Source organism: Symbiobacterium sp., assembly GCF_040797425.1.
Classification (GTDB): Bacteria; Bacillota; Sulfobacillia; order Symbiobacteriales; family Symbiobacteriaceae; genus Symbiobacterium.
This window is the reverse complement of sequence record NZ_JBFNEH010000038.1, coordinates 1-13,370: the sequence shown is the minus strand read 5'-3', so window position 1 is coordinate 13,370 and position 13,370 is coordinate 1. Positions and strand designations below refer to the sequence as shown.

The window sequence follows — 13,370 nt, the reverse complement described above, 5'->3', positions numbered from 1 at the left end:
CCTTTACTCGCCTTCAGGGAACCTGTGGATGGTCACGCCCTTGACGACGCGATTCACGGTGCCGGTAGGGCTGGGCGTGTCAGGCTTGTTCCCCAGCTTTACCGCGGTGTGCAGGGCGAGGATCTGGCCGAACAGGGTGAAGGGGACGGTCAGGTACCCGTCCGGAAGGGCCGCGTACTCCTGCGGGAAGGCGAAGACCTTCATGGGCAGCGTGGCCTCCTGCCGCACCAGAACGCCGCAGGCCAGCCGGGCGATGCCGTCGTCGTGCACTTCCCGCAGCATGTCGAGGTCATACTGGCGGGTGTACGGGTCGTTCGACACCAGCACGAAGACCAGCGACTGCTCGTCCACGAACGACTTGGGCCCGTGGCGGAACCCCAGGGAGGTGTCGCAGAGCGTGGCGATCTTCCCGGCCGTGAGCTCCAGTACCTTGAGCTGCACCTCGCGGGCGACGCCGGCCAGCGGTCCCGAGCCGAGGTAGATGATGCGCTGAAAATCGAGCCCGGCGAGGGCGCGGATCTCCTCTTCCCGTGCGATCACGTCTCGCCCCATCGCGCAGATCTGGCTGACGTACCGTTCCTTCTCGGCCAGCGGGCGACGGTCGAAGAGGAGCAGGGTGGCCAGCAGCATGCACGTGAAGCTGCCGGTCATCGCGAAACCCTGATCGTTGGAGCGCTCCGGCATGAGCCACAGCAGGCTGCGCTCGTTCCCCCTGGCCTGTCTGGCCAGGTTCCCGTCCGGTGCGCAGGTGATGGCGATCTCGTACAGGTCTTTCACCAGTTGCCGGGCCAGGTCTACGGTGGCGGTGCTCTCCGGGCTGTTGCCGCTGCGGGCGAAGCTCACCAGCAGGGTCGGCTCATCGTGCCGCAGGTAGCTGGTGGGGTTGGCCACGATGCTAGTCGTCGGGGTGGCGTGGAAGGCGAAGGCGGCCTGGTCGCCCGTCAGCGCAACGAAGGGCAGGGCCGCATCCCCCACGTAGGCCGAACTGCCGGCGCCGGCGAAGAGCACCCGCACGCGGCCGTGCTTCTGCGTGATGGCATTCAGGAACTGGGTGAACCGTTCATGCTGCTGGCGGTAGGAGGCAAACGTCTCCGCCCAGAGTTCAGGCTGCTGTGCGATTTCCCGAGCGGTGACCGCCGCCCCCACCCGCTGCAGTTCCTCCACCGATGCTGCGAGAATGGGAATCTCCCCCCGATGAGGTATTGCTGCTGCGTCCTTTATTTGAAGGTGTGCCGGATCTTGTACACGAACTGGTCTGCGCGCGCTGCGCTGATGGTGAACTCCACGACTTCATTTTTCGCGTTGTAGGTCGTGCGAATCAGCCGCAGGCAGGCCGAGTCCACGGGAACGCCCAGGAACTCGGCTTCCTTGTCCTGGACCAGCGAAGCGTAGAACTCTTCGTCGGCATACTTGAGCTCGTGGCCGTACCGGGTGCGGTAAAGGTCGTACAGAGGCATGCTCTCCAACAGGCTCAGGTTGAGGCCGGGGAACAGGTGCAGCGGGATGAACGTGACCTCCAGCATCATGGGCATTCCGTTGGCCAGGCGCAATCTGCGCAGCTTATAGATGTCTGACCCCTCGGGCACCCGCAGCCGCTCGCCGGTGGAGCGATTGGCCCTGGTCATCTCGAAGGAGAGGATGCGCGTCTCCGGCCGCATGCCCAGTTGCTTCATGTGCTCGGTGAAGCTGTAGGTGTCCGAGAGGTTCTTCATCTCTTTCCACAGCGCCGACACATAGGTCCCCTTGCCGTGGCGCCTGTAGATGTAGCCCAGTTCCTCGAGCTCCCTCAGGGCCGCCCTGACCGTGGTGCGGCTCACGCCGTACCGTTCGCAGATCTCGCGCTCGGAGGGCATCTTGTCGTCCGGTTTGGCTGAAGTCTCGATGGTCTTGATCAGGAGATCGAGGAGCTGGTTATAGAGAGGAGTTGAACTTTGTTTGTTGAGCATGCTCACTCACCTGCTTGCCTTCAGGACGAAGGATTTCCCCACTGGTTGTCACTACTGGTCATGACTTGTCATTACCACTTCGCTTTCATGCTATTGTTTTTTGCGGGGACCGTCAATACACCAAGAGGTTCACGAAAGTGTGTTTTCCACTAACCGAAAGGTTACTATCCGACTGAAGAAAAAGAGGGGCAACCCAAACGGATTGCCCTCCTTCGTTGCTGTTCCCTATTCGGGCCGCTGAGGGGTTTGCCACTACTCGGCAGCTTGGTGCTGCCAGTCCTCCGCTGCCGCGACGCAGGAGCTGGCAGAGTCCTGGCGGCCACAGGGACCCTGCCTTCCGTCGCCTGGAGATCTCCCCCTTTGATCTGAAGAACGGTTGGCACATTGCGCCCGCGGTCAATGACAAGCTGCTGGTGGAAGTCGAGGGGGCAGATGAGGTCTGCTTCCAGGCTTTCGAACCGGGAGAGACGCCCAACCCGGAACACAGACACGAGTCTCACGCACTCCGCACCGTTCGGGAGTGGCGCCGGCTCGCCGCCCCTGCGGCATACAATACAATGGAACAGGGAGGCACGTGAAAGTGCCTCCCTGCCTGCGTACTTAGCGACCCGCGAACATCTGCGTGAACATCATGCCGTAAGGGCCGCCCTCGACGATGCCGATGCCGATGTGCGTGTAGTTGGCGTTCAGGATGTTGGCCCGGTGGCCGCTGGAGTTCATCAGGGCGGTGTGGGCCGCCTGCACCGACTGGTTGCCGGCGATGTTCTCGCCCGCGGTCCGGTACGTGATACCGTTGGCCTTCATCATATCAAACGGCGAACCGTAGGTGGGCGAGTTGTGGCTGAAGTAGCCCTTGTTGATCATGTCCTGGCTCTTCAGCCGGGCCAGACGGGTCAGCTCCAGGTCGGCCTGCAGCGGCTGGAGGCCGGCCTTGGCCCGCTCCTGGTTGACCAGGTTCAGCATCTGCTGCTCGGCGGCGGTGAGGCCACTCACCGGGGTCTGTGGCGACTGCTGGGCCGGCGTGGGAGTCTGCGGCTTGGGCTGCTGGGTCTGCTGCGTCGGCTGGGAAGGCTGCTTGACGGTGGTCTGGGTGGTCTTCGGGGTGTACCAGGTGATTTGCACCTGCGGATAGTAGCGGCTCAGCAGGCTGGCCAGGCTGGTGCGAGTGTTGTACGTGTAGGTGTAAGTGTAGGTGCGAACGGTGGCTGCCGAGGCCGGGGCGGCCGTCGTCAGCACGGTGGCGGCGACGGCGAGGGCCATGGCCAGGCCCTTGACCTTCGTAATCTTCATGTTGGGCTCCTCCTTACTGTAGATCAGACTGATCGCCACAGACACGGAGGAGAGTGTCTCCCCCTGCAACGCTTGCGAAGTTAGCTGACGGGCGCGGACGGCAGGAGTGTCGCCCGGGCAGCCGCAGCGCAGCTGCACTTGGCCCCGGAAATCTGGGTCCTCCGCTTCCGAAGTCGGAATTCAGCGGCTGTGGTCGATCGGGTACGTGCCTTAGCTTAACGGTTTTCGGTAGCTTAAGTCCATGCATAATTTGTGGCATTGCTGTCAATGGCCCTGTCAGCCGGGAGGGCGTGCGGCGCCCATTTCACTGGCAGGTGTCCATTCTGCCGCCAGCGAATGCTACACCGGGAGTCAGCGCATGCGCCGGGAAGACTGAGTACATCCCAGGGCTGCCGCCCTGCGACGAGGAGGTTTCGGCGATGGATCCCAAGCACATCACGCGCGCACAGCTCGCCAAGATGATCGATCACACGCTGCTCAAGCCCGATGCCACCGAGGCGCAGATTCGCCAGCTCTGCGCCGAAGGGCGGGAGTACGGGTTCATGTCGGTCTGCGTCAACCCGTACTGGGTGCCCTTCTGCGCCGAGTTGCTCAAGGGCACCGACGTCAAGGTCTGCACCACGATCGGCTTCCCACTGGGGGCCAACCGCAGCGAGATCAAGGCCGTGGAGGCGGAGGACGCCGTGGCCCGCGGCGCCCGGGAGGTCGACATGGTGATCAACGTCGGGGCGCTGAAGTCGGGCCGGCTTGACGTGGTGCGGAACGACATCCGGGCGGTAGTGGAGGCGGTGGCCGGCGAGGCCCTGGTGAAGGTGATCCTCGAGACCGGCCTGCTGACGGACGAGGAGAAGGTGACGGCGTGCCGGCTGGCGCAGGAGGCCGGTGCCGATTTCGTCAAGACCTCCACCGGCTTCGGGTACGGCGGGGCCACCGTGGCGGACGTCGCCCTGATGCGCCGGACCGTTGGACCGGAGATGGGCGTGAAGGCTTCGGGCGGCGTGCGCGACACGGCCACCGCCCTGGCGATGATAGAGGCGGGGGCCACCCGCATCGGTGCCAGCGCCGGGGTTGCCATCCTGGCCGGTCTCGCTGCGGAATAGCCGGGGTGCACAAGCAGAACAGCCATCGGGGCGGGAGGGGCGTTCCCCTCGCCTCGATGGCTGCTTTGCGAATGAACGGGGCGTGTTACGAACCCACGACCACCTGGTTGCGGCCGGACGCCTTGGCGTTGTACAGCGCCCGGTCGGCCCGCCTGACCCAGGACGAGACGGTGTCGCCCGGGTGGTAGGTGGCCACGCCCACGCTGATGGTCACCGTGAGGAAGCGGTCGCTCAACCGCTCTGCGACCGCTTCGCTGAGCCGCTGCGCCACCTGGTGGGCCTGGGCCAGGTCGGCCACGCGCGCCAGCACGATGAACTCGTCGCCGCCCCAGCGGCCCACCACGTCGGTGGACCGCAAGGTCTGGCTCACCGAGCCGATGATCGCCCGCAGGACCAGGTCGCCGGCTTCGTGCCCGTACGTGTCGTTTACTTGCTTGAAGTGGTCCACGTCAAACATGATCATGACGGCCGGCTGCAGGCCGTCCTCGGCGCAGTGGATCTCCCGCTGGATCAGCCGGTGCATCTGGCGCCGGTTGGGGATGCCCAGCAGCGGGTCGGTGTGCGCCAGGTCGGCCATAGACCGGGCCAGGTGGCGCGTCCGGTCGTACTGACGCTGCAACTCCGCCCAGGCGAAGAGCAGGGCAAGGAGCACCCCGTTGGCCAGGTAGAACTGCAGCAGCGCGCCCAGCAGCGGGGAGTCCGTGAGTCCCCGTTGCAAGACATAGTTCAGGCCGATGGCCAACAGGCCCAGGTAGATGAGGCTGGCCGCCGCGGTGGCCCTGCGGCCGCCCAGCGGCAGGAGAATCGCGGCGAGGGAGACCGGCACCCAGGGCGCCAGGCTGCTGAGAAGCTTCAAGGCGGCCTCCTCCGGGCCGAAGAGGGCCTCGCTGAGCAACACAAAGACCGCCGCGGCGACTCCCACGGCCACGGCGGCCTCCACGAACCGCAGGCTTCGCTGACGCCGCCATAAGAGCAGGGCGAGCGCCAGTGCCGCGACGGCCGCCAGCAGCAGGAGGAAGGGGGCCGGTTGCCCGGAGTGGCGCAGCAGCAGCCATTCCGTCAGGCAGGCCACGGAGGCGATGGGAAGGGCCAGAAGCAGGAACCGCCGCTTCAGCCTGTTCATCCGGCTGTTGCGTTCCACGGTGGCGCTCCCTCCTCGGCAGCCGCAACGCGCTTGGAAGGTGGACGCTACCACCTCCACAGGTCACTCTGCATCATCTTTCCTTATATCACGACAGTATTCAACATGCAACGGGAAACATGTCAATACCGACAATAAACATGCATTCAAGTTTGTGGAAACCAAACAACTTGTGCAGCCAGGTTTCTCCCGGGTGGGCCGGTCCCCTGCAGGCGTGTTATCATGGGGCAGGGTGGAGGTGGCAACTTGGCACTGTACAACGTCGAGGGAATCGTTATCCGGGTGCGGAACTTCCAGGAAGCAGACAAGATTGTCGTGCTGCTCACCCGTGAGGAGGGGAAGGTGGAGGCAGTGGCTCGGGGCGCCCGTCGCCCCCGCAACCGCCTTGCGGCCGCGACCCAGCTCTTCTCCCAGGTGCGGGCGCAACTCTTCACCGGCCGCAACCTCGACACACTGAGCCAGGTGGAGATCGTGGAGTCGTTCCGGCAGCTGCGGGAGGACTTGGTACGGATGGCCTATGCCACGTACGCCTGCGAGCTGATGGATGCCCTCCTGCCGGAGCGGCAGCGGCAGGAGGCGGCTTACCTGCTCCTCCTGACCAGCCTCCACCTGTTCAACGCGCCCGAACTGCCGCCGGAGCCGCTGCTCCGGGCGTATGAGCTGAAGCTGCTCTCCATGCTGGGCTTTCGCCCGAGCCTGACGGCCTGCGTGGGGTGCGGCACCGAGGCGGTGCAGCAGAACGGGAGCGTGCGCTTCTCGCCCGTCCTGGGCGGCGTGCTCTGCCCCGCCTGCTCGGCGGAGGGCGAGGGCGCCATCCGCCTGTCGCTCGGGGCGTTGGAGAGCATGAAGCGGCTCCTGGACGGCGACATCCGCCGGGCGCACGTGGTGCGCCTCGGCGGCGAGGTGGGCGGGGAGATCGACCGGGCGCTGACGGCCTACATCCTGGCCCGCACCGAGCGGCCGTTGAAATCGAAGGAGTTTCTTGATTCCTTGCGCGTTTAAGCAGGCGAATGGTTGACCAGAATCCCTCTCAGGAGGGATTCTGTCATGTTCGGAAAGGTTCGCCTGCTGGATGTGGGTACGCGCGACGGGCTGCTCCGGGGGGAGTGCGGCCCCTACCACTGGGAGGTGCGGCTCACCCGAGGTCCGGTGAGCTACGGCCTCGATCCGGTGACGCTCTACAAGGGGAGGGGGCGCATCGCTCGCCTGGTGCTCTACGCCCCCATCCCCGGCACGCGGCTCCTGCGCAAGGTGGCGGCGTTCGACCGCGGCTGGCTGTTCGGCCGCCGCCGCTACCTGGCGGTGGTGCAGCGGGTGGTCGGGTATGTCGAGTCCCTATAGATAATCACAGGTAATTTAAACCGAACGAAACTTAATCACCCCTCGTCCAATTTTGCGAAAAAGCGGACGAGGGGTGATCGCGTACCGTGCTGCGGCGCTGGTTGCGCGGGTTGGGCCTTTTGCGTGAATGGGGCCTGCGCCTCGGACTGCTGGTGCTCTCGGCCACGATCGTGGTCCTGGTCGCCATGCTGCCCGAGGGCGTGGTGGTTACGGGTGAGTTCACCGTGAGCGGAAGCCTCGGCGAAGTGCGCACGAGCACAACGGAGAAGTTCCGGGTTGAGCCGGTCGACGCTGACAGCGGCGGGCTGGTCTATGGCTGGTCCCTGGCCGAGTACCGCAGGGGGATCGGCGAATACCTCATGGGGCTGGCCCGGGGCACCCTCACGGTGGACAAGTGGTACGGCACGGCGTTTACGGTGCTGCCGCTGCTCCCCCTGCTGAAAGAGGCCTGGTGGTACTCCTTCGAGTTGTTCGCCGGGGCGCTGGTGGTGGGCATCGTCCTGGGCCTGTTGCTCGGCGTGCTGGTGCTGGGCAGCCGGGGCGCCCGCGCCTTTGGGGCGGGCGTCTCCGTCCTGGGGGTGTCGGTGCCGGACTTCCTCCTGATCCTGCTGGGGCAGCAGCTCACCATCTGGTCTTACCGCAACTTCGGCGTGCGCCTCTGGTCGGTGCTCGGGGTGCAGGGCGGCGAGCGGGGATGGCTTCTGCCGCTGGTGGCGCTCTCCATCATCCCGATGGCCTACACCGCCCGGCTCCTCTCCACCGCGCTGGACGAGGCGATGCGGGAGGACTACATCCGCACTGCCCGGGCCAAGGGCGTGCCCGAGGTGTGGGTGGTGCTGAAGCACGCCATGCGCAACGCCCTGCCGCGGGCCCTGAACGGCATGCCCGCCATGCTGAACGTGACGCTCTCCAGCCAGCTGGTGGTGGAGGTACTGACCAACCATTACGGTATCGGTTCGGGGCTCATGCGGGGGCTGAGCTACAGCCAGCCCCATGTGGTGGCGTCCATCGGGCTGATTTTCTGCCTCTGGTTCGTGGTGATGGACGGCCTGGCGGTCACCCTGCGGGCGCTGGCCAACCCGCAGCTCAAAGGAGGGGAGGCCTCGTGAGGCGGCTCAATCTGCCGCTGCTGGTGGGCTTCGTGCTCTGTCTCGGGCTGGTCGTCATGCTGCTCCTGCCCGAGTGGATCACCTTGCCCGACCCGCACATGGGGGTCTACATCCAGATGGATGGCCGGCGATTGCGTCTGGCGCCTTTCGCTCCTGGCGAATTCGGCTACGTGCTCGGTTCCGACATGGTGGGTCGGGACGTGCTCTCGCGTGTCATCTACGGCGCCCGGTACACCCTGGGCCTGGCGGCGCTGGTGAACCTCCTGCGCGTGGCGGTGGCCCTGCCAGCGGGCCTCCGGGCCGGTTGGGCCGGCGGGCGGTCAGGCCGCCTGGTGCGGGCTGCGGCCGTGGGCTTCGGTTCCATCCCGGCCCTGGCCATGGTGGCCATGACGCTCGGCGGTCTGCGCTGGCTCATCCCGGGACAGGCCGGCTGGCTCGCAGTCTACGTGGCCATGCTGGTGCTCTCCGGCGCCCCGCGCATGGCCGAGCAGGTGCGCCGCCGGGTGGAGGAGATCCTGATCATGCCCCACGTGGAGGCCGCCCGCGCCCTGGGGGCCACCCCCGGCCGGATCCTGCGGCGGCACGTGCTGCCGCTCATGCGGGCGGACATCCTGGTGATGCTCTCGTCGGAGATGGCGTGGGTACTCCTGCTCATGGGGCAGCTGGCCGTTTTTGGCATCTACGTGGGCGGTACGGTCGCCGTCCGCGGGGAGGGCTGGGTCATGGCCGTGGAGTACCTCCCCGAGTGGGGGCAGATGCTGGGTGCGAACCGCTACAACATTCTGCGGGCCCCCTGGATCGCCTTCTACCCCGGCCTTGCCCTCGGGCTTGCGGCCGCGACCTTCCACCTGCTGGCGGAGGGCTTCCGCCTGCAGGGGCTGCGCCGCGGATAGCCAAGGCGGCAGTGAAGCGCCCCGACCCCCCGCAAAGGGGTGCGGGGGTCGCGATTTTGCGATGCGGTGGGTTGGGGCCGGGGCCTTTGCCGGTTCCCCTGGGCGGCCCGTGCTCCGGATGCACAGCCTACGCCGGGGTTAGAAAGGGGAGCAGTGTCACCCCGTCGTAGATCACCGGAACCCGCCGCCAGGTCTGCACCTGCTCCGGGCCCGGCGCCTGTGCGTTGTTCACTCCCTGCGCGGGCTTCAGCAGCCGGGCGCTCTTCTGCCCGCTGCCCGCCAGGCTCCTCAGGCTGTAGGACACCTCGGCGGCCAGCTTGCCCGACTTGTCGTACGCCTGCACCGTGAACGTGTGCTGGCCGGTGATGCGGGTGAAGTCAATCTCCACCTCGTAGGGCACCTTGTAGCTCGTGGCCAGCAGGCGGCCGTCCAGGCGGCACTCCACCCGGCCCAGCCCCCGGTCGCCCAGCCACACGTAGCTGGCCAGGCGCGCCTTGTCGGGGAGGACCGCCTGCTCGGCCGGGAGCCAGTGGCTCTCGGGGACCTGGCTCAGGCTGGAGAGGTACCACTCGCTGGCGATGGCCTCACGGACGGCGTTCAGCAGGGTGCGATTCCGGGACATGAGGTACTCCTGCTTGTCGACGGTGTCCTCGACGTTGAAGTGACCCACCATCTTGATGCGGGGGTAGATCATCGGCAGGTAGGCGTAGACGTACCGCACCGTGTCGGCGGCCCACTGGGAGGAGTCGTACACGCGCAGCCCCGCCGCCCTGGAGGCCGGCGTGTTGTTGCCGTAGTTGTAGCCCGTCTCGGCGATCATGATGGGCTTGCGGTCGGCAAAGGTGGCGTAGATCTCCTTGAACTTGTCCAGGGGATTCGCCTTCTGGCCCTGATAATACAGGCCGTTCATCATGTCGCTCTGGCTCATGTCGGCGAGGAAGTGGGCGTCGTGATAGGCGCTGACGCCGACCCAGTCGACCCATTCATCGCCGGGGTAGTACTGCATGTAGTCGGCGCCCACGTAGTTCGGCGCCCAGACCATCGCCACGTTGGGCGCCTCCTCCCGCATGATGCGGGCCACGAGGCGGAACTTCTCCTCGTAGAGTTCCGGGTTGCCGTACCACGGCACCCAGCTGCCGTTCATCTCATTGGCGAACCGCAGGTAGACCGGGCGGCCGTACTCCCGCAGGGCCCTGGCGTAAGCCCGTACTGCCGACTCGGTCACGCTGTGGAGGCCCCGTGTCGGCTGCCAGGCGATCTGCAGCGGCAGGCCGGAATCCAGAACCTCCCGGGCGGCGTTGATGTAGTCGCGGCCAACCTCATCGTAGATCATGACTATGCCGTAAGGCTTGCCGTAGACCCAGCGGACCGCACTCAGGTTGTTCTCGATCGCCGGATCCCGGTCCACGGTGCCCCCGATGAGCACGCCGAACGCCGGCTCGTGCTTGGCCAGGTTGCGGGGCTTGACGCCTGCGGTGGGCTGGGCCACGAACACTTCGAGCCGGGGGATGATCTGCTCCAGGCGCATCCGGTCCCAGCGCATCCAGTCCTCGCGCTTGCTGGTGCCCTCCTTGGCATCGGCCTTCTCCCAGCACTCGATTTCCGCCTGGTAATAGCGGATGGCCCCGTCGAGGTCGCCCCACTGGTCGCGCGCGCGGGCGATCTTCTGCGCATAGACGCCGCACATGTTGTATTCGCCGCTTCCCTTGATGAGCGGAAGCGCCTTCTCCCAGTTGGCGACTGCCGTCCGCAGGTCGCCGGCCGCCTCGGCGTTGTTGCCGGCGGTCACGTACGGCCAGTAGTTGCTGGCATCCGCCCGGGGCACGCCGGCCAGCGCGAGCAAGGTAGCCAGCAGGGCTGCGATCACACGACGCACTGTGTCCCCCTCCGTTGCCTCTGTTTTTCCTGTTCGGGTCGGCCATGCTGCATCCGGGACGGGATCCGCTGCCAGGGCGGTGCGCGATGTCCTCCCGGGGAGAGGGGCTGCCGCTTCAGTGGGGCAGCCCATGGAAGGGTGCGCGGAATAAAGAGATTGATATGGAAAATCAGTCAACTCGGAGCAGCATCCTATATTGTAACGAATCTGTTACTATGGAAAAAGAGGCTTGACACAGTATTCACAATAATTCTCAGAACCGCCGCGCCCCGGGGGCAGCAACGAAGCGGCCGGACCCCTGTGGAGGAGGTCCGGCCGCAGCATGTGACGTCTCCGGAAGAGTTGTTCTCCTTTCGCTCAGGGCTGTGCCGCGTCCGCCGGGGAAGGCTCGTCCGCGGGGGCGGGCGAGTGGATCACCACGGTCCGCCTGACGGGGTCCCAGTCCACTTTCATGCCGAACGTCTGGGCGATGATGCGGGCAGGGACCATCGTGTAGCCGCCCACCACGCGGGCGGGAACCGCCAGCGGCTCCGCCGGCCTGCCGTTGATGACCGGCACGGGGTCATCGATGGTGAGGCGGAGCTCCGTGCCGTTCCGGGACGCGATCACCGTCCGGGTACCGGCGTCCCAGTTCACCTCGGCGCCCAACGCCTCGGCGATGGCCCGGAAGGGAACCAGCGTGACGCCGTCCTCGACGACCGGGGGCTGCGCGAAGTCCAGCACCCGGCCGTTCAGCTCCACCTTCACGGCGGAGGCGTCGAAGCTGTACGACCGCTCGGCCGCCAGCTTGCCGGACTGGTCATAGGCCTGCACCGTCAGCACATGCGGGCCGGTGAGCCCCGTGAGGTCGATGTCGGCTTCGTACGGAATGTCGTACCGCGTCGCCAGCAGGCGGCCGTCCAGCCGGTACTCCACCCGGCCCAGGCCCCGGTCGCCCAGCCACACGTAGCTGGCCACGCGCGTCTTGCCGTGCAGGGTGGCCTGCTCGATGGGCTGCCAGTACGTCGCGGGCACCTGGTCGAGGCTGGAGAGGTACCAGTCGCCGGCGACGGCCTCGCGGACCGCCTGCAGGAGCGTTGGGTTCGCCGACATCAGATACTTCCGGCTCTCACGGACCCGGTCGTTATTGAAGTGCCCCACGGCCTTGATGCGTGGGTAGACCATCGGCAGGTAGGTGTAGACGTACCGGGCCGTCTGGGCCGCCCAGGCAGACTCGTCGTAATAGGGCAGTTTCCCGATGAAGTCCTCGCGAATGGTATAGTTGTAGCCCGTTTCGGCGATCATGATTGGCTTCCGGTCAGCGAAAGCTTCATAGATCTCCTTGAACTTGTCGAGGGGGTTGGCCCGCTTCCCCTGGCGGTAATTGTCTTCCGAGATGGTGTTCCGGTTGACGTTCCCGAGGTAGTAGGCGTCGTGGTAGGCGCTCACGCCGACCCAGTCGACCCACTCGTCGCCCGGGTAGTACGCCATGAAGTCGGCCCCCACGTAGTTGGGCGCCCAGACCATCGCCACGTTGGGCGCCTCTTCCCGCATGATGCGGGCCACCAGGCGGAACTTCTCCTTATACAGCTCCGGGTTGCCGTACCACGCGACCCCGTTCTGGTTCATCTCGTTGCCGAAGCGGAGGAAGACCGGACGGCCGTACTCGGCCAGCGCCCGGGCGTAAGACCGCACCACCGGCTCGGTCACCTTGTCCAGCCCCTCCTCCGGTTGCCAGGCGATCTGCAGCGGGAGGCCGGCTGCGAGCACCCGCGGGCTCGCGTTGATGACGCCGTGCTCGTTGACGGAATCGTAGATCAGGACCATGCCGTACGGCTTTCCGTACACCTCGGCGACGCGATCCAGGTTTGCATAAATCGCCGGGTCCTGGTCCACGGTGCCGCCGTACAGCACACCGAACTTGGGCTCGTGCTTGGCCAGGCCCGAGGGTTCTACCCCCTCGGTGGACCGGGCGACGAACACCTCGAGGCGCGGCCGCAGCTGCTCCACCCGGCGCATCTCCCGCAGCATTTCCTTTTCGCCGTAACCAAACTTCTGCCAACAGAAGATCTGCTCTTCGTAATAGACCAGGGCCTCGTCATACCGCCCCATCTGGTCGAGCGCCATGGCGGCCTTCTTGGCGTAGTTGCCGCAGTTCTCCCAGTCCTGGCCCTCCCTGAGCGAGGGGATGACAGCCGTCCAGTACTCGAGCGCCTTGTTCAGGTCGCCGGCCTCCGCCGCCGCGTTGCCGGCTGTCATCAGCTTCCAGTCTTCGCCCGTGAACGCCTCTGCCCCGGGTACGCAGCCGAGCAGCAGCAGGAAGGCAATCGCCGCGCTGGCCAGACGACGCAACCAGAGTCGTTGCAACGTGACCCCTCCCTGGAATTTGGATATCGCAAATACCATGTACTTCTTCAGTAATGCCTGTAACCCTTTCGAAACCGAAAATGCTGTCCCATCATGCGATAGGCGGGAGAGCCGGTGCGCAGGGGCGCCGGCGGCGGCTGTCAACCGGTGTCCGGGTCCCGGTGACGAGGCGGCGCCGCTCCCTGGTAGCGGATTGTCCAGTTCCAGGCACTCCAGTAGAATAGAAGAACCGACGTCCAAACTGACGCCGTTTCCAGGGTGTCAGGATGTCGCGACTCCTGGCGCACTGTCGTCCGCAGGGCGCTGCGCCAATCAGAGGGGACTAACT

The 13,370-nt window shown here is 65.9% G+C and carries 11 protein-coding genes and 1 riboswitch; of the genes, 5 read left to right on the top strand and 6 right to left on the bottom strand.

The features are described 5' to 3' along the window. Positions 1 to 3: 3 nt before the first annotated feature. From AB2385_RS12250 to AB2385_RS12240, 3 genes are all read right to left on the bottom strand, one after another. On the bottom strand, positions 4 to 1,146 hold the full coding sequence (locus AB2385_RS12250) for an SIS domain-containing protein (protein WP_367655292.1): 1,143 nt from the start codon (positions 1,144 to 1,146) through the stop codon (positions 4 to 6). A 71-nt stretch (positions 1,147 to 1,217) separates the two neighbouring features. Beyond that, positions 1,218 to 1,946 (bottom strand): GntR family transcriptional regulator, encoded by a 729-nt coding sequence (locus tag AB2385_RS12245; protein WP_367655291.1) that lies wholly within the window; start codon positions 1,944 to 1,946, stop codon positions 1,218 to 1,220. A gap of 600 nt (positions 1,947 to 2,546) precedes the next feature. Beyond that, complete coding sequence (locus tag AB2385_RS12240; protein ID WP_367655290.1) at positions 2,547 to 3,236, bottom strand: CAP domain-containing protein; 690 nt, start codon at positions 3,234 to 3,236, stop codon at positions 2,547 to 2,549. A gap of 54 nt (positions 3,237 to 3,290) precedes the next feature. Then, positions 3,291 to 3,432: riboswitch (cyclic di-AMP (ydaO/yuaA leader) on the bottom strand. Positions 3,433 to 3,670: 238 nt separating this feature from the next. Between AB2385_RS12240 and deoC the strand changes: the two genes are divergently transcribed. Next, positions 3,671 to 4,336, top strand: a complete 666-nt coding sequence (deoC, locus tag AB2385_RS12235; RefSeq protein WP_367655323.1) for a deoxyribose-phosphate aldolase — start codon at positions 3,671 to 3,673, stop codon at positions 4,334 to 4,336. Between the two features lie 85 nt (positions 4,337 to 4,421). On the opposite strand, the gene AB2385_RS12230 is transcribed toward deoC, so the two are convergent. Beyond that, positions 4,422 to 5,477, bottom strand: a complete 1,056-nt coding sequence (locus tag AB2385_RS12230) for a diguanylate cyclase (protein WP_367655289.1) — start codon at positions 5,475 to 5,477, stop codon at positions 4,422 to 4,424. A 246-nt stretch (positions 5,478 to 5,723) separates the two neighbouring features. Here AB2385_RS12230 and recO point away from each other — a divergent pair, with 246 nt between their 5' ends. The 4 genes from recO to AB2385_RS12210 all read left to right on the top strand — a co-directional run bounded on the left by recO (position 5,724) and on the right by AB2385_RS12210 (position 8,820). Further along, positions 5,724 to 6,479 (top strand): DNA repair protein RecO, encoded by a 756-nt coding sequence (recO, locus tag AB2385_RS12225; protein ID WP_367655288.1) that lies wholly within the window; start codon positions 5,724 to 5,726, stop codon positions 6,477 to 6,479. Between the two features lie 45 nt (positions 6,480 to 6,524). Next, on the top strand, positions 6,525 to 6,818 hold the full coding sequence (locus AB2385_RS12220) for a hypothetical protein (protein WP_367655287.1): 294 nt from the start codon (positions 6,525 to 6,527) through the stop codon (positions 6,816 to 6,818). Between the two features lie 86 nt (positions 6,819 to 6,904). Next, entirely contained in the window at positions 6,905 to 7,927 is a 1,023-nt protein-coding gene (locus AB2385_RS12215; RefSeq protein WP_367655286.1) for an ABC transporter permease subunit, read from the top strand. Further along, positions 7,924 to 8,820, top strand: a complete 897-nt coding sequence (locus tag AB2385_RS12210; RefSeq protein ID WP_367655285.1) for an ABC transporter permease — start codon at positions 7,924 to 7,926, stop codon at positions 8,818 to 8,820. Before AB2385_RS12215 ends, AB2385_RS12210 begins: the two co-directional genes overlap by 4 nt. Positions 8,821 to 8,947: 127 nt before the next feature. Here AB2385_RS12210 and AB2385_RS12205 read toward each other — a convergent pair whose 3' ends face one another. Both AB2385_RS12205 and AB2385_RS12200 read right to left on the bottom strand, forming a co-directional pair. Continuing rightward, the gene (locus tag AB2385_RS12205) at positions 8,948 to 10,696 is read right to left on the bottom strand and encodes a glycosyl hydrolase (RefSeq protein WP_367655284.1); all 1,749 of its coding nucleotides are present in this window, start codon (positions 10,694 to 10,696) and stop codon (positions 8,948 to 8,950) included. Positions 10,697 to 11,053: 357 nt separating this feature from the next. Then, positions 11,054 to 13,042, bottom strand: coding sequence for a stalk domain-containing protein (locus AB2385_RS12200; protein WP_367655283.1), 1,989 nt, complete (start codon positions 13,040 to 13,042; stop codon positions 11,054 to 11,056). Between the last annotated feature and the right edge of the window lie 328 nt (positions 13,043 to 13,370).